Raw genomic sequence first — 15,408 nt, 5'->3', positions numbered from 1 at the left:
GGTTCTGCCGTCGATTCCGCCGGTAAGGGTCGACGGCGGCCCGGGCGGTTGGCGCCCGTCGTCGGCAAGGCCCGTAAGCAGTTGCAGAACGCCTTGGCTGCTGCGGGCTACCCATCACATGTGCTTGTAGCCTGCAGTGGAGGCCCGGATTCCCTGGCTTTGGCAGCCATTGCCGCCTACTTCGCCAGACGAGGTCACGTGGACGGACACCCGGTGTCTGTCGCGGGCGTCGTGGTGGATCATCAACTCCAGCCTGGTTCCGGAGAGGTCGCTTCCCGGGCGGCCTCCGTGTTGCGCGATCTGGGACTATCTCCGGTGGAAGTCCGCACGGTAGAAGTTGCCGCCACTGGATTCGGTCCCGAGGCTGCAGCCCGGGATGCCCGTCATGCAGCATTGGACTCTGCTGCTGACCACCTTGGATGCGATGCGATCCTGCTGGGCCACACGCTGGACGACCAAGCCGAACAAGTACTCCTGGGCTTGGCCCGTGGGTCCGGAACGCGGTCCCTCGCTGGCATGCGGCCCGTTCGTGGTCGGCTGCTCCGACCCTTTCTCGGCCTTCGCCGGGAGGAGACCTTGGAAATCTGCCGGGTGGAGGAGTTGTCTCCCTGGCATGATCCCAGCAATGCCGATCCCGCGTTCGCCAGATCCCGCACGCGTGTTGAAGTGATGCCCGTACTGGAAGAAAAGCTCGGCCCTGGCGTCGCCGAATCGCTGGCCCGGACCGCCGCCATCCTCCAGCAGGATGCCGATTTTCTGGAAGACCTGGCCAACGAGACTTATCTCTCACTGGTCCAGCGCGAGGGCGGCGACGTTTCGCTCCCCGAGGACGCTGTCCGTGAACTGCCCGCAGCGCTCAGGTTCCGCGTCATCGCGAAGGCAGCGGCCGACGTCGGTGGTCAACAACCCGGCTACGGGCGCCTCCAAGCTGCGGAAGCGCTGCTTCGCCGGCAAGGTTCAGCCGGACCCGTTGAACTTCCCGGCCATGTGAGTGTGTATCGTTTGTCCCTCAGCGATTTGGAGCAGGAACGCTCAGTTTCATCAGGTGTTTCAGTTGCAGATGCGACCCGTGATCCGGCCAAGGGCGGTCCACGTGAAGCCGCGCGCTGTGGGAAGCTAGTATTCCGGCATCAGAAACCGTCCCAACAGTAGCCGCACCCGAGCATCAAAACAGGAGCCATTGGTGGATTCAAACGACGTCCAGGCAGATCTCAAGCACGTTCTTTACACCAAAGAGCAGATCCAAACGCGCATCGCGGAGCTCGCGGCGCAGATCGACAAAGATTACGAAGGCCGCGACATCCTCATTGTCGGTGTCCTCAAGGGCGCAGTCATGGTTATGGCCGACCTCGCCCGTGCACTGCACAGCCACGTCAGCATGGACTGGATGGCTGTCTCGTCCTACGGCTCGGGCACTCAGTCCTCTGGTGTTGTCCGGATCCTCAAGGACCTCGATACCGACCTCATGGGCAAGGACGTCCTGATTGTCGAAGACATCATTGACTCCGGCCTCACCCTGTCCTGGCTCAAGTCCAACCTTGAATCCCGTGGCACGGCCAGCGTCGAAATTTGCACTGCTTTCCGCAAGCCGACCGCCGCCAAGGTGGAAATCGACGTCAAGTACGTCGGCTACGACATCCCCAACGAATTCGTGGTTGGTTATGGTCTCGACTACGCCGAGAAGTACCGCAACCTGGACTTCGTGGGCACCCTGGCCCCGCACGTTTACGAGTAAGCCCCTTCGCTTACCCCGCCGCCGCGCCCTTTTCCGCCGTTTGCACCCGTAACCTCTGGTGCGTTTGGCGGGAGTGGGTGCGGTGTTGGCGCTTAAAGGGTGCGCCGTTGGTGCTTAAGGGTTGCGCCGGGCGGGAGTGTGTGGGTAGCGGGTGCGTGAACGGCCGAACCTGTCCGCTGCCCCCTTTTCCGCCGTCCCCTATCCGTGGACTGGTTGCCCTCGCTGTTCTCCTTGCCCCTTGTTCGGTGTCCACGCGCTCTGGCCCCCTGGCTTGTGGTTCCTTCCTTCGCGCTCTTTTCCGCCGTTTGCCCCCGTAACCTCTGGTGCGTTTGGCGGGTGTGGGTGCGGTGTTGGCGCTTAAGGGGTGCGCCGGGCGGGAGTGGGTGCGGGTAGCGGGTGCGTGAACGGCCGAACCTGTCCGCTGCGCCAACGCTCGCGCTAAACTGGACCATGACCGGTGCTCCTGCCCGTCTTTTGACGTGGCTCGCTGTCATGGCGACGCTCCTCACGGCCTGTACTCCGGCCGTCGATCTCACCGAGACTGATGCCGGTCATCCAATCGCGACCTCTTACGCCGCGCCAACTACGGTTGACGCTGCCGCGGCCCCGTCAACGAATGCCACGCAGTCTGCTGTGCCGCCATTGCCGGCACCGCCACCGCCTGCGCCACCCGCACCGCCCGCCGTGCCCCAGGCTTTCGCTCTAAACCTCTATCAGGAGGGAGATTTCGTGCCGCAATACACCTTTGAATGGTGCGTTGCTGCAAGCATTCAGATGGCACACAACCTCATCGACGATACCGGGGGCGGTTCGTGGGCATCCTCCGCACAGCAAAGTGAGCTCTGGGAGATGGCGCGTGCGCGATCGTCCAACTCGTTCAACGGTGCCAACCCCCGGGGTTGGGCACAAGTGCTGACCGAAGTTGGAATGGGCCCTTACACAGTGGTCAGCATCGCTAACTATGAGGACACCCTGCAGACAGCAGCCCGAGCCATCGCGGAGACTGGCCGACCAGTGGGGTTGGTCATGTGGAGTGGTCGCCATGCCTGGGTCATGAGCGGCTTCGAGTCTGTGGGCGATCCTGCGCAGTTTCCGGAGTTCCACGTAACAGGAATCAATGTGCTCGATCCGCTGTACCCCTACGGAAGCGGACAATGGGGAGCATCCCCTGAACCCAACAGCCTGCTAACCCCGGAGCAACTGGCCACGCAGTTCGTGGTCCGGGAGCCACGACGCTGGAGCACCGACCTGCCCACCGGTTACTTGCTTGTGCTCCCCGTAACCACGGCCTGACCTGATCAAAGCCTTAGGCTGCCCGAAGAGAATGAAGACCTCCGTCGTTCAAAATACGTGCGAACACGCGCGGATTCATCATCTCGGACCAATCCCAGCGAACAACGGTGAGGCCCAGAGCCCGTAGGCCGTTTTCACGGGCTTTTTCCGCCATGACTGCCTGCTGGAGGGTTTGGGTTCCACGCAATTCATTTCTCAGATACTTTCCGTAGCCATCAAATTCCCCCACCAGGTCGAGTTCCGGCCACCAGAAATCCGCTCGGGCAGTTCGTCCATTCCTCAAAGTAAAAGACCCTTGAAGGCTAGGGGTGGGGAAATTTAGCAGTATCATTTGGGCTCGACTCATGGATTCGCCCACCGATTCAGACTTGTCTGTGGACAACTCAAGAATCGTGCCAGCACGTCGTTTTCTTGACTGGCTGGCGAGAGCGGAGACAGCTTCGGCCAGTTCGTCAACGCTCGACGGGGGACCCCATGGCTTGTCCTTGTCCCAATCCTCCACTTCCCGAGCATCGCCCCACCCTTGGTCGCGACGGCTGGAGTCGAGAATCGCCAGGGCCTCAGCGAAGTTCAGAGTGGCTGCCAGCTCTACAGTGGTGCGGACCTTGTCCGTTACCCGGAAGCCGCCCAATTGGGTTGTCCCGCTGTCAAAAGACCCTAAGCTTCTCCGGATCCCGTGCTTTGACCTGCCGCCTCTTGGATCTTCAGTGACTGTACATAATCGCTTTGGCACACTCGCTCCGCCGAGCCCCCAAAGGAGTGCGGCTGTTTGCAAATTAAAGAGGGGCGGTGTCTTCGCGGTGTTGACCAGTGCAGCTGCTTGAAGGCCGTGCCGCTGGCGCTCATTCAATCCCGCCCAATAAGCAGAGCGGGCATACGTGCCCCGTCGGACTCGGACCAGGTCGCCACGCTTGGCCTGCTTCGCGAGTAGGCGCGCGTCTTGCCCGATCCGTGTCGCGTCCGAGGCAAGTATTAGTTCTTGAAAGGCCATGGGTTCTACGCTCCCCGGTCTTGAGCGAAGTCGGAAGCTCCGGCCTGAGCTATGTGGAAAAAGAGCATCGGCACTAAGCGCCCTACCAATGCCATATCTCGGCGCTGCACCCCAGGGGTGCTCGAGGTGGATGTGCTGGAAATGTGAGTGGGAGCGCGTGGACCGCACTCGGGGGTGTGCCCGCACCTTTTGCCGCCGTTCGCGCCGGCGGTTACGGGTGCGGATGGCGCGAGGGGGTGCGCCGGGGCGCACCGGTGGTTGCGGGTGCGGATGGCGCGAAAGGGCGCGCCGCCCAGCCAGTGAACACCGCGCCCAAGCCCACACCGCCGCTCAAAAGCCCTGTTCCAGCACACACAACGCGAGTATCCTGTGTACGCCCAGAGGGAACTTTTGGACTTTCCGATGCGTGAATTACTGGGAACGGTGTATAGCTTGAAACTGAAGCAGCACCACTCGCGCGCAGAAGTTGCGCCTTGCAGCACTACCAGGAGGGACGGGGCAAAACCCCGATCAGATGAAAGCTAAGAGTTTCTTCAAGGGCCCGGGCATCTGGATTGTTGTCGTCGTTGGCTTGCTCCTGGTGGCATTCGCAACATTGGCTCCGGGCGGTTCCACGCGCATTGACACCAAGGACGGCCTCGAACTCCTTTCCCAAAGCGGGAAGGTTGAGCAGGCCAAGATCTTCGACGCCGAGAACCGCGTTGACCTGGTGCTTAAGGACAACCTGAACCTGGACGGCCAGGACAAGGGCAAGAACGTCCAGTTCTTCTACGTCACGGATCGCGGTCCGGATGTGGTGAAGGCTGTCACCAACGCCAACCCGGATAAGGGCTTCACTGACCAGCCGGTCGAGAACAACTGGTTCTCCGGGCTGTTCTCCCTGCTCATTCCTGTGCTGCTGCTCGGTGTCCTGTTCTGGTTCCTGCTTTCCCGTATGCAGGGCGGCGGCTCCAAGGTGATGCAGTTCGGCAAGTCCAAGGCCAAGCTGGTCAACAAGGACATGCCGCAGGTGACCTTCTCTGACGTAGCCGGCGCTGATGAAGCCGTGGAAGAGCTCCAGGAAATTAAGGAGTTCCTCCAGGAACCGGCCAAGTTCCAGGCCGTTGGTGCCAAGATCCCCAAGGGTGTGCTGCTCTACGGTCCTCCAGGTACTGGTAAGACGTTGCTTGCCCGCGCTGTCGCCGGTGAGGCCGGTGTTCCCTTCTTCTCCATCTCAGGCTCGGACTTCGTTGAAATGTTCGTCGGCGTTGGCGCTTCACGTGTTCGTGACCTTTTCGAGCAGGCCAAAGCAAGCTCCCCGGCCATCATCTTCGTGGATGAAATCGACGCCGTTGGACGTCACCGTGGTGCCGGTATCGGCGGCGGTAACGATGAGCGCGAGCAGACGCTGAACCAGCTCCTCGTTGAGATGGATGGTTTCGATGTGAAGACCAACGTCATCCTCATCGCGGCCACCAACCGTCCTGACGTCCTGGACCCGGCGCTGCTGCGCCCGGGCCGTTTCGACCGCCAGATCACCGTGGAAGCCCCGGATATGATCGGCCGCGAACAGATCCTCAACGTCCATGCCAAGGGCAAACCGATGGCCCCGGGGATCGATCTCAGGGGTGTTGCAAAGAAGACTCCCGGCTACACGGGCGCGGATCTGGCCAACGTCCTGAACGAAGCGGCGCTGCTGACTGCGCGTTCCAATGCCAACCTGATCGATGATCGCGCACTTGACGAAGCAATCGATCGCGTCATGGCGGGTCCGCAGAAGCGCAGCCGCGTCATGAAGGAACTTGAGCGCAAGATCACCGCTTACCACGAGGGTGGCCACGCGTTGGTTGCTGCTGCTCTTCGTAACTCCGCACCGGTCACCAAGATCACCATCCTTCCCCGTGGCCGTGCTCTGGGCTACACCATGGTGATTCCCGAGGACGACAAGTACTCGGTCACCCGCAACGAACTGCTGGACCAGATGGCTTACGCCATGGGTGGTCGCGTCGCTGAGGAAATCGTGTTCCACGATCCCTCCACAGGTGCTTCCAATGACATCGAAAAGGCCACCTCCACGGCCCGGAAGATGGTCACCCAGTACGGCATGAGCGAACGTGTTGGAGCTGTGAAGTTGGGCCAGGGCGGTGGTGAGCCGTTCCTCGGCCGCGACGCCGCACAAGAGCGCAACTTCTCGGATCAGATCGCTTACGTTGTGGACGAGGAAGTACGCCGCCTGATCGACCAGGCGCACGATGAGGCCTATGCCATCCTCACGGAAAACCGCGATGTCCTGGACCGGCTGGCCTTGGAATTGCTGGAGCGCGAGACCCTGAACCAAACGGAGATCGCCGAGATCTTCCATGACATCCGGAAGCGGGATTTCCGCGAGATCTGGCTGTCCAAGGAATCCCGTCCGGTCCAGTCCATCCCGCCCGTGGAATCCCGTGCCGAGAAGGCGGAACGCGAAGCCCAGGAAGAGGCCAAGAAGGCAAGGTTGGACGAACCTCTGGACGTAGTAGCACCGCACGCCCAAGGAGTCAGCAGCCAGGAGTCATTCCAAGCCCCGCAACCCGACGGCGGCAACGACCACCCGCATCACGGCTAAGCTTTCTGCTGTGACTCATTTCGACGACGACGACGACCTCGCCGCCGCCCACGGTTCCGCCGCGGGCTCCAAGCATGGCCACAAAGTGGATCGTCCGCGCATTGAAGCGGCTGTCCGCGAGATCCTCCTGGCGATAGGAGAAGATCCTGAGCGCGGAGGCCTCCTGGACACGCCAAAGCGTGTGGCCAAGGCGTATACGGAGGTGTTTGCAGGTCTGCACCAGCACCCGGCGGATGTCCTGTCCACTACGTTCGACCTCGACCATGAAGAGCTTGTCCTCGTGAAGGACATTCCCTTCTATTCGACGTGCGAGCATCACCTGGTGCCGTTCCACGGCGTCGCGCATGTTGGTTACATTCCGTCACATGACGGCAAAGTGACCGGCCTGAGCAAGTTGGCGCGGCTGGTCGATATCTATGCGCGCCGGCCGCAGGTGCAAGAGCGACTCACCACGCAGATCGTTGAGGCGCTTGTGAAGCACCTGAACCCCCGCGGCGCAATTGTCGTGGTCGAATGTGAACACATGTGCATGTCCATGCGCGGCATCCGCAAGCCCGGCGCCAAGACCGTAACCAGTGCGGTGCGCGGTCAACTCCATGACCCGGCCACCCGCGCCGAGGCCATGAGCCTAATACTCGGAAGGTAAGCACTATGGACTCCCTCGCTGCAGCACCTGGAACCGGCCCGGCCACAAGCCCCCTGCCGATTCTCCGCAAACCGCGACCCGCGGCCAGGTTCGAGGACCTGCCAACGGACCGTACGCTCGTCATGGGAATCCTCAATGTCACCCCGGATTCCTTTAGCGACGGCGGTACTCACCGGACACCGGACACCGCCATCGCGCTCGGCCTGCGCATGTTTTACGCTGGCGCGGACATCATCGACGTCGGTGGGGAATCCACCCGCTCGGGTGCTGAACCGGTTTCCCCTGAGGAAGAACAGCGCCGGGTCATCCCCGTGATCCAGGCGTTGGTGAAGGCCGGCGCGCTGGTCAGCATCGACACGATGCACACATCCACCGCCGCCGCTGCCGTCGAGGCGGGCGCGGCCATCATCAACGACGTTTCCGGACTGACGATTGAACCGGATATGCCCGAGCTTGTCGCCCGGACCAAGGTTCCCTACATCCTGACGCACCGCCGCGGCGACGCCCGGACCATGGACAGCTTGACGGAGTACAACAACGTCACAGAGGACGTCGTGGCTGAGCTCAGCGGTGTCCGCGACAAGCTCTATGCAGCTGGCGTTGCACCTGAGCAGATCATCGTCGATCCCGGTATCGGTTTTTCCAAGAACGAGGACCAGAACTGGGAGATCCTCAAGAATTTGGACCAGCTCTTCACCCTGGGCCACAAAGTGATGGTCGCTGCTTCCCGCAAACGGTTCCTCGGTTCACTCCTGACAGTGGCCGGTAAATCCGCTGCGCCGTTGGAACGGGATGCAGCCACTGCTGCCATCACCGCTTTGAGCGCTACCAAGGGCGCTTGGGCTGTCCGCGTTCACGACGTCGGCCCGAGCCTTGACGCCGTCAAGGTCGCCGCCCGTATTTCCCGCTGATTGGATACCGCTGTGGACAGGATCACGCTGACCGGCGTCACCGCCGTCGGTTATCACGGAGTGTTCGATTTCGAACGCCGTGACGGCCAGCCCTTCGTTGTGGACGCCGTGCTGTACACGGACTTCACCAAAGCGGCTGAGACGGATGATCTCCAGTACACGGCCCACTACGGTGAAGTGGCCCAATTGATTACCAAGTACATCGAGGGTGAGCCCCTTAACCTCATTGAGGGCCTGGCCGTCAGGATTGCCGAGGGCATCCTGGAGAACTACAACGTGGCCGCCGTCGATGTCATTGTTCACAAGCCCAAGGCACCCATTGAGGTACCCTTTGGCGACGTCACTGTCAGCGTCCACCGGGAGCGATCATGACGTCGGGCTATACCAAGGCCATCCTGGCCCTTGGCAGCAACCTGGGGGAGCGGAACGACACGTTGTCCACGGCCGTCGCGGACCTGGTGGACCCGCCGGAGGTGCGCCTCCTGGGTGTGTCGCCGGTGGTGCAGACAAAGGCGGTGGGTGGTCCTGAGGGCCAACCGGATTTCCTGAATATGGTCATGGCGGTGGAGACCACGTTGACTCCCTTGGAGCTGCTGAAGCACTGCCATGCGGTGGAACAGAAGCACCACCGCACGCGCGAGGTGCGCTGGGGACCCAGGACGCTTGACGTGGACATCATCGTGTTCGGCGACGTCCTTAGCGACGATCCCGTTCTCACCATTCCGCATCCGCGGGCATCCGAGCGCGCTTTCGTGCTCTACCCGTGGTCCCTGCTGGAGCCGCACGCCACACTGAATGGCCGGAGCGTGGCTGAACTGGCCGCCGAGGCCGCTGACATGCCGGACATCCGGCGGTTCGATGGTTTCGGTGACGTGGCCGGTGTGCCGGCGACTGGAGCAGTGGAGCAGCCATGAAAGCAATGCGCCCCGTAGTTCTGGTGCTCATCGCGGTCATCGCTGCCGTCATTGGCTGGTTGGCTACCGTCACTACCAACCGTTTCAGCATGCCCACACCGGTGCTGCCGGTCTCCGCCTTGATCACCATGGCGGTCATCGCCGTGCTGACGCTGATCATGGGCATCCGGGTGCTTCATTGGCGCAACGGCAAGAAGAAGAATCTGCTCAATCCGATCCTTGCGGCAAGGACACTGATTCTGGCACAGGCCTGCGCCTACGCCGGGACGTTGCTCCTCGGCTGGCATGTGGGAATCGCGGCGGATCTGCTTCGTATTGGTGGTTTGCGTGGCGGTGAAGGAATCCTCTGGAATGCCCTGCTGATGGGTGGCGGCGGCGTTGTAATGGTGGTTGTTGGACTCGTGGTGGAGCGGTTCTGCCGGATCCCGCCCGAGGATCTGGAAGGTGGTACCGCCGGACCGGAAACGCGTCGCGGTGAAACAAAGGGTGAAGGCGAATATGCATACCGAGGCGATTGACCCACCCGGCGTCCAGTGGCTGCGGGTATCGCGCAAGTACGTCACCGTGCGCTTGGTGGAGTGGACCATCGGTAACGTCGTGATGCTGGCGGTCCTCAGTTTGCCTCTCATTTTCGTGCTGCTCGGTTGGTGGCGCTGGCCTCCGTTGTGGCTCGCGATCACGGTTCCCGCGGTAGCGCTGGCCTTGGCTTTGTGGCGGCTCGTGCTGATTCCGCGCCAAGTACGGGCAATCGGCTATGCCGAGCGGGACGACGACCTCCTCATCCGCCGTGGCATCTTTTTCCAACGGACCATGGTGGTCCCTTATGGCCGGATGCAGTACGTGGATGTTGCGGTTGGTCCCGTTGAACGCAGCTTGGGACTGTGCACGCTCAAACTCCACACGGCGTCAGCGGGAACCAACGCGCACTTGCCTGGCCTCCCCTCAGCAGAAGGGGCACGCCTGCGCGAGCAGCTTTCGGCTCGCGGAGAAGCCAGGTTGGCCGGGCTGTGAGCCTGGAGAACAACGCTACGGAGAGCCTCCCGGGCAAGGCGCAAACTACGGTCGACGACGGCTGGAACCGGGTCCACCCTGCGTCACCGTTCGTTCGCGGCTGGGTGGCGCTGGCCGCCGTCGGATTCTTCTTTGGCCGTGACGCTTTCGAGCGGATGCTGCAGGGCCGCGACTTCATGGATCCGAACCTCAGCGGCCGGGTGCCATGGCTTTTGGCCGGCGGCGCCGTGGTGTTGCTGTTGACTGTTGGCGGTTTCATCCTGAGCTGGTACTTCACGCGCTACCAAGTGGCTGAGGGGTATGTCCGCGTCAACACCGGATTCCTGTTCAAGCAGCAACGACAGGCCCGGCTGGACCGCGTTCAGGCGATCGACATTGTGCAACCGCTCTTGGCCCGGATTTTCGGGCTTGCCGAACTCAAGTTTGAAGTGGCCGACGCCGGCGAGTCGGCCGTGCGGCTTGCTTACCTCCCGCTGGACCAAGCCAAGCAGCTGCGCGCCACTATCCTTGCGCGGGCGGCGGGTGTGGTTAGTGGGCCTGAGACGGCAGAGGAAGTTCCGGAAGCGCCCGAGCATGTTGTGCTGTCCGTGCCACCGAACCGGCTCATTGGTTCCTTGCTGCTGAGCGAGCAGACCATCGGAATACTGGTGGGCGCGGCCGTGGTGGTAACCGTCTCCGTTTTCACGCAGAACCAGACACTTTTCCTGGCGCTCATTCCCGGCATTCTGGGAATCGGTGCCGCGTACTGGAGCTCCTTCAACAAGGGCTACAACTTCACGGCTGCAATCTCACCGGACGGCATCCGCCTTCGGTACGGCCTTTTGGATACCCAGGCGCAGACCTTGCCTCCGGGACGCATTCAAGCGCTCATGGTGACGCAGCCGCCCCTCTGGAGGATCTTCGGCTGGTACCGGATGGCCGTGAACGTCGCGGGTTATGGGGTGTCTGCCAGTACCGAAGGTGCTGCCCGCACCATGTTGCTTCCCGTTGGCTTGAAGTCCGACGTCCTGCGGATGATGTCGTTGGCGTTGCCAGATCCTGGAGTTGAGGATCCGGAACGGGTATTTACTGCGGGGCTGAATGGAATTGCGCCGGTGGGAACTGACGCAGCAACGAGTGACGGCTTCACCACCACTCCCCGTCGCGCGCGCCTGCTGGCCCCGCTGGGTTGGCGACGCAACGGATTCCTTGCCACCAAAACTGCGTTGCTGATCCGATCCGGCCGCTGGTGGCACACGCTTGTTGTGGTTCCGCACCAGCGGACGCAATCCATGGCACTGCACCAGGGCCCATGGGCGAGGCGATTCGGCGTGGCCGATCTTGTCCTCCACACCACGGCCGGGCCCGTTTCTCCACGGGTGTTCCAGGCCGGGGTGGAGCAGGCAGTGGAGCTCTTCGACCAGCAGGCAGCCCGTGCCCGGGAAGCCCGTAAGCGGCAAACCAGCGAACAATGGCTGGCGCAGGTGGCTCCGCAGGCCCCGGAGGTCGCAGCCGCCCTCCCTGAACAACCGGTCCTGCCTGAACAACCTGTCCTGCCTGAACAACCGGTCCAGCCTGAACAACCGGTCCAGCCTGAACAACCTGCTCAGCCCACGCGAGCCCACACTTCACCGAAACAGGAGGAACGCCACGATGGCTAGGCCAGGACGACTCGGCGTCGGGATCATCGGTGCCGGCAAGGTGGGTGCCGTGTTGGGCGCCGCTTTGCGCGCAGCCGAGCACGCCGTCGTCGGAGTTTCTGCTGTGTCGGAGGCGAGCCGTGAGCGGGCCGGGAACCTGCTTCCCGGGGTGCCGATCCTGGAGATCCAGGACATCGTGGAACGCTCGGAGCTCGTGTTGTTGGCAGTCCCGGATGACGCCCTAGGCGAGTTGGTCGCGGGACTGGCCAAGCTCGGCGCCTGGCAGCCCGGTCAACTGGTGGCGCATACGTCCGGCCGGTTCGGCGTCGGAATCCTGAATCCGGTCCGCGGGGTCGGCGCGATTCCGTTGGCGCTGCATCCCGCCATGACCTTCACAGGCATGAGCCTGGACCTCACACGGCTTATGGACTGCACGTTCGGTGTCACTGCCGACGCCGCCATGCTGCCCATCGCCCAGGCCCTGGTGGTGGAGATGGGTGCGGAGCCGGTGGTGATTGCTGAAGCCGACCGCACGCTCTATCACGCATCGCTCGCGCACAGCTCCAACCACATGGTGACGCTGGTGGCGCAGGCATCGCAGATGCTGCGGGAGATCGGCGTCGAAACCCCGGAGTCCATGCTTGGACCATTGTTGCGCGCGACGCTCGAGAACGCCCTCGCTTCCGGTGAGTCTGCATTGACCGGCCCCGTAGCGCGCGGTGATGTGGGCACCGTTTCCGCGCACGCGCAAGCACTGAAAGAGTACGACGGCGGTGCAGGCGGCGATGTCCTTGCGGCATACCAGGCCATGGCACGGGCCACTGCACGCAGGGCGGGAAACCGTGGACTGCTGCGTCCCGAACAACTGAATGAGATCGACGAGGCCTTGGGCGCCGAACCCAAGGCGCCGGAAGGAAACTGAACAGCATGGCCATCAAGCTCGTGACCACCGCGGCGGAACTGCGGACCGAGAGTGCCAAACTCCTGGCCGCCAAGGGCGGAACTTCGCAGGGGTTGGTGCCCACCATGGGCGCACTGCATTCGGGCCACGGAGCGCTTGCCCGGACCGCCGTGGCAGAGAACGACGTAGTGGTGGCCACCATTTTCGTGAATCCACTGCAGTTCGGGGACGCGGTGGACCTGGACCGCTACCCGCGCACGCTCGAGGCCGATATGGCCTTGCTTGATGCTGAGGGCGTGGACCTGGTTTTCGCGCCGTCAGTGGACGAGGTGTATCCGGGCGGACAGCCCCTGGTGCGCGTGACGTCCGGCCCGCTCGGGGACAAATGGGAAGGCGCCTCGCGCCCCGGGCACTTTGATGGTGCCCTCACCGTTGTGGCCAAACTGCTGCACTACGGACTACCCGGAGGTGCTGCACCGGACGGCACGACGGCGGCCTACCGGGCCTACTTCGGGCAGAAGGACGCGCAACAGTTGGCGTTGGTGAAGCGAATGGTCTCAGACCTGAACTTCCCCGTGGAGATTGTTTCCGTGCCCATCGTTCGCAGCGAGGACGGCTTGGCGCTCTCGAGCCGCAACCGGTTCCTTTCCGACCAGGAGCGCGAGGCAGCGCTCGTGCTCTCGCGGGCCTTGCGCCTGATTGAGTCCCGCGCAAACGCGCACGAACCGCTCGACCTCGATTCCGCCGTCGGGCTGGTCGAGTCACAACCGCTGGTGGAGCTGGACTATTTCGACGTCGTCGATCCCGTCACGCTGGAGCCGCTCGCCGAGAACTGCAAGGAGACGCCGTTCCGTGGGGAAGGGCTGGCAATTATCGCGGCCAAGGTGGGCCCGGTGCGGTTGATCGACAACGCCCCGTTGTTCTCCTAACGTTTGGAATTTTTCTGCTGACGGGAATTGGATAGGCCCTTAGACTGTTCTAGTCTTCACCGGCATCGATCGCCGGACACCAAATCCAACCCTTGGGGAATCCTCATGTCTACCGACGTCACGTCCGACGCCAACGGCAAGCCTGAATCCGGCGCTTCCGGCACTGTCATTTCTGCAGAGGCCGTAGCCCCGCAGGCACCGGTGTCACCCGGACCCGCGCCGCAGGCTCCGGTGTCCGGGAAGATGTCACGTGAATCCGTGACCGTCATTGTCACGCTGCTGGTGGCAACCTTCGTTGTGATCCTCAACGAGACCATCATGAACGTCGCCCTCCAGCGGCTCATGACGGACCTCCAGGTGAGTGCGTCCACTGTGCAGTGGTTGGCTACCGGGTTCATGCTGACCATGGCTGTCGTCATCCCCACCACCGGATTCATCCTGCAACGGATGAGCACACGGGGGGCCTTCATGCTGGCCATGGGGCTTTTCAGCGGCGGCACACTCCTGGCCGCACTGGCGCCGGGCTTCCTTGTGCTGTTGCTGGCACGCATCGTGCAAGCCGGTGGTACTGCCATCATGCTGCCGTTGCTGATGACCACCATCCTTACGTTGGTGCCGATGTCCAAGCGCGGTGCCGTCATGGGTAACGTCAGCATTGCCATCTCGGTTGCACCGGCCATGGGGCCCACGGTTTCCGGCATCATCCTGGACCACTTCTCGTGGCGCTTCATGTTCGTGTTCGTGCTGCCTGTTGCCCTGGCCGCTTTCGCGATCGGTGCCAAATACCTCACCAACGTGGGGGAGCGCGAGAAGACCACTTTGGATGTTCCTTCGGTGATCCTCACCGTGCCGGCGTTTGGCGGCCTGGTGTACGGCTTGAGCCAGATCGGTGGCGCCGAGGCCGGCGTTGTTCCCGTCATCGCGCTGGTTGTCGGTGTTCTCTGCCTGGCGCTGTTTGTCTTCCGGCAGCTCAAGCTCCAGAAGTCCGACGCCCCGCTGCTGGATCTTCGCGCCTTCAAGTTCCGCATGTTCACCGTTTCCACGCTCCTGATGGTCGTTGCGATGATGGCGCTGTTCGGCGGTGTGATCCTGTTGCCGCTGTATCTGCAGAACACCCTGAACCTTCAGCCTTTGGAAACAGGTTTGGCGCTGCTGCCAGGTGGTTTGGCCATGGGCTTGCTGGGCCCGGTCATCGGGCGGATCTTCGACAAAGTCGGCCCGCTCCCGCTCACAGTTACCGGCTCGGTGCTCATGGTCCTGACCCTCTGGCAGTTCTCGCGCCTGGATGAGGGAAGTTCGCTCGGCTGGGTCATAGCCCTGCACGTCACCCTGAGCCTTGGCCTGGCGTTGCTGTTCACACCGGCATTCACCACTGGCCTGAACCCCTTGCCTCCGCACCTCTACTCGCACGGTTCGGCGATCATCAGCACCGCGCAGCAGGTTGCTGGTGCAGCCGGGACGGCGTTGCTCGTGTCCATCTATGCTGTGGTTTCTGCCTCTTCGAACGAGGTAGCCGGTATGCAGGCAGCATTCCTGGCAGCCACTGTCATAGCTGTTGCTGCCGTGGTGCTCGGCGCCATGATGCGCAAAACCAACGGCGCCGGAGGGCATGGGGGTCACTGACCGCCTCCTTCCGACGCTCTCTCACATCCCTCTGGCTTGAGCCGATCGCTCTCTCAGGTCCCTCGGGTTTGAGTTCAACGCTCCTTCGCTTCGGTGGGGGAGCGTTGTTGGTTTAAGGGTTCGACGGCGGTGGTCGGCTTTCGTGTTTAGCGGCCGTGACGTGGTGGTTGATTCATGTGATGGGCTTCACGGAAGCCTGTAGTTGCTGTTTGGCGCTCGTTTGATGGTGTTGTGGGGTTGTTTTCCTTGTG

The 15,408-nt window shown here is 62.5% G+C and carries 15 protein-coding genes; 14 read left to right on the top strand and 1 reads right to left on the bottom strand.

What is annotated here, in order from left to right; genetic code table 11:
* Window positions 1-81 precede the first annotated feature (81 nt).
* The 3 genes from tilS (at window position 82) to ACLRGI_RS09150 (ending at window position 3,028) form a co-directional block, all read left to right on the top strand.
* A complete protein-coding gene (tilS, locus tag ACLRGI_RS09160) occupies window positions 82-1,152 on the top strand; it encodes a tRNA lysidine(34) synthetase TilS (protein ID WP_419201531.1) in 1,071 nt (356 codons plus the stop codon).
* A 31-nt stretch (window positions 1,153-1,183) separates the two neighbouring features.
* Window positions 1,184-1,735 (top strand): hypoxanthine phosphoribosyltransferase, encoded by a 552-nt coding sequence (hpt, locus tag ACLRGI_RS09155; protein WP_011772910.1) that lies wholly within the window; start codon window positions 1,184-1,186, stop codon window positions 1,733-1,735.
* 450 nt (window positions 1,736-2,185) lie between these two features.
* Window positions 2,186-3,028, top strand: coding sequence for a hypothetical protein (locus ACLRGI_RS09150; RefSeq protein WP_419201356.1), 843 nt, complete (start codon window positions 2,186-2,188; stop codon window positions 3,026-3,028).
* Between the two features lie 13 nt (window positions 3,029-3,041).
* Here ACLRGI_RS09150 and ACLRGI_RS09145 read toward each other — a convergent pair whose 3' ends face one another.
* Window positions 3,042-4,019: a hypothetical protein gene (locus ACLRGI_RS09145; RefSeq protein ID WP_419201355.1), complete on the bottom strand. Its 978-nt coding sequence runs from the start codon at window positions 4,017-4,019 to the stop codon at window positions 3,042-3,044.
* A gap of 514 nt (window positions 4,020-4,533) precedes the next feature.
* Between ACLRGI_RS09145 and ftsH the strand changes: the two genes are divergently transcribed.
* The 11 genes from ftsH (at window position 4,534) to ACLRGI_RS09090 (ending at window position 15,157) form a co-directional block, all read left to right on the top strand.
* Window positions 4,534-6,603 carry an ATP-dependent zinc metalloprotease FtsH gene (gene ftsH, locus ACLRGI_RS09140; RefSeq protein ID WP_017198273.1) on the top strand — a complete coding sequence of 690 codons (2,070 nt, stop codon included), beginning with the start codon at window positions 4,534-4,536 and terminating at the stop codon, window positions 6,601-6,603.
* Between the two features lie 10 nt (window positions 6,604-6,613).
* Window positions 6,614-7,249 carry a GTP cyclohydrolase I FolE gene (gene folE, locus ACLRGI_RS09135; protein ID WP_419201354.1) on the top strand — a complete coding sequence of 212 codons (636 nt, stop codon included), beginning with the start codon at window positions 6,614-6,616 and terminating at the stop codon, window positions 7,247-7,249.
* Window positions 7,250-7,254: 5 nt separating this feature from the next.
* A complete protein-coding gene (folP, locus tag ACLRGI_RS09130) occupies window positions 7,255-8,160 on the top strand; it encodes a dihydropteroate synthase (protein WP_419201353.1) in 906 nt (301 codons plus the stop codon).
* A gap of 12 nt (window positions 8,161-8,172) precedes the next feature.
* A complete protein-coding gene (gene folB, locus ACLRGI_RS09125; RefSeq protein WP_419201352.1) occupies window positions 8,173-8,532 on the top strand; it encodes a dihydroneopterin aldolase in 360 nt (119 codons plus the stop codon).
* Window positions 8,529-9,074, top strand: a complete 546-nt coding sequence (gene folK, locus ACLRGI_RS09120) for a 2-amino-4-hydroxy-6-hydroxymethyldihydropteridine diphosphokinase (RefSeq protein ID WP_419201351.1) — start codon at window positions 8,529-8,531, stop codon at window positions 9,072-9,074. Before folB ends, folK begins: the two co-directional genes overlap by 4 nt.
* A complete protein-coding gene (locus ACLRGI_RS09115) occupies window positions 9,071-9,592 on the top strand; it encodes a DUF3180 domain-containing protein (protein ID WP_419201350.1) in 522 nt (173 codons plus the stop codon). Before folK ends, ACLRGI_RS09115 begins: the two co-directional genes overlap by 4 nt.
* The gene (locus ACLRGI_RS09110; RefSeq protein ID WP_419201349.1) at window positions 9,573-10,085 is read left to right on the top strand and encodes a PH domain-containing protein; all 513 of its coding nucleotides are present in this window, start codon (window positions 9,573-9,575) and stop codon (window positions 10,083-10,085) included. The genes ACLRGI_RS09115 and ACLRGI_RS09110 overlap by 20 nt, the downstream gene beginning before the upstream one ends.
* Window positions 10,082-11,725 (top strand): PH domain-containing protein, encoded by a 1,644-nt coding sequence (locus ACLRGI_RS09105; RefSeq protein WP_419201348.1) that lies wholly within the window; start codon window positions 10,082-10,084, stop codon window positions 11,723-11,725. The genes ACLRGI_RS09110 and ACLRGI_RS09105 overlap by 4 nt, the downstream gene beginning before the upstream one ends.
* The gene (locus tag ACLRGI_RS09100; RefSeq protein ID WP_419201346.1) at window positions 11,718-12,626 is read left to right on the top strand and encodes a Rossmann-like and DUF2520 domain-containing protein; all 909 of its coding nucleotides are present in this window, start codon (window positions 11,718-11,720) and stop codon (window positions 12,624-12,626) included. Before ACLRGI_RS09105 ends, ACLRGI_RS09100 begins: the two co-directional genes overlap by 8 nt.
* A 5-nt stretch (window positions 12,627-12,631) precedes the next feature.
* On the top strand, window positions 12,632-13,534 hold the full coding sequence (gene panC, locus ACLRGI_RS09095; RefSeq protein ID WP_419201345.1) for a pantoate--beta-alanine ligase: 903 nt from the start codon (window positions 12,632-12,634) through the stop codon (window positions 13,532-13,534).
* A gap of 105 nt (window positions 13,535-13,639) precedes the next feature.
* Window positions 13,640-15,157: a DHA2 family efflux MFS transporter permease subunit gene (locus tag ACLRGI_RS09090; protein WP_419201343.1), complete on the top strand. Its 1,518-nt coding sequence runs from the start codon at window positions 13,640-13,642 to the stop codon at window positions 15,155-15,157.
* Window positions 15,158-15,408: the final 251 nt, after the last annotated feature.

Origin of the sequence: Paenarthrobacter sp. PPS72, assembly GCF_048537125.1 — a bacterium.
Lineage (GTDB): Bacteria > Actinomycetota > Actinomycetes > Actinomycetales > Micrococcaceae > Arthrobacter > Arthrobacter nitroguajacolicus_E.
Note: the sequence above shows the minus strand (reverse complement) of the source record. Positions and strands in the feature narration are given on the sequence as shown.

What these genes read in the sequence shown, in the direction of transcription:
- panC (WP_419201345.1), top strand. Translation starts at nt 12,632, where the DNA reads ATGGCCATCAAGCTCGTGACCACCGCGGCGGAACTGCGGACCGAGAGT.
- folP (WP_419201353.1), top strand. Translation starts at nt 7,255, where the DNA reads ATGGACTCCCTCGCTGCAGCACCTGGAACCGGCCCGGCCACAAGCCCC.
- ACLRGI_RS09090 (WP_419201343.1), top strand. Translation starts at nt 13,640, where the DNA reads ATGTCTACCGACGTCACGTCCGACGCCAACGGCAAGCCTGAATCCGGC.
- ACLRGI_RS09150 (WP_419201356.1), top strand. Translation starts at nt 2,186, where the DNA reads ATGACCGGTGCTCCTGCCCGTCTTTTGACGTGGCTCGCTGTCATGGCG.
- ftsH (WP_017198273.1), top strand. Translation starts at nt 4,534, where the DNA reads ATGAAAGCTAAGAGTTTCTTCAAGGGCCCGGGCATCTGGATTGTTGTC.
- ACLRGI_RS09100 (WP_419201346.1), top strand. Translation starts at nt 11,718, where the DNA reads ATGGCTAGGCCAGGACGACTCGGCGTCGGGATCATCGGTGCCGGCAAG.
- ACLRGI_RS09115 (WP_419201350.1), top strand. Translation starts at nt 9,071, where the DNA reads ATGAAAGCAATGCGCCCCGTAGTTCTGGTGCTCATCGCGGTCATCGCT.
- folK (WP_419201351.1), top strand. Translation starts at nt 8,529, where the DNA reads ATGACGTCGGGCTATACCAAGGCCATCCTGGCCCTTGGCAGCAACCTG.
- ACLRGI_RS09110 (WP_419201349.1), top strand. Translation starts at nt 9,573, where the DNA reads ATGCATACCGAGGCGATTGACCCACCCGGCGTCCAGTGGCTGCGGGTA.
- ACLRGI_RS09145 (WP_419201355.1), bottom strand. Translation starts at nt 4,019, where the DNA reads ATGGCCTTTCAAGAACTAATACTTGCCTCGGACGCGACACGGATCGGG.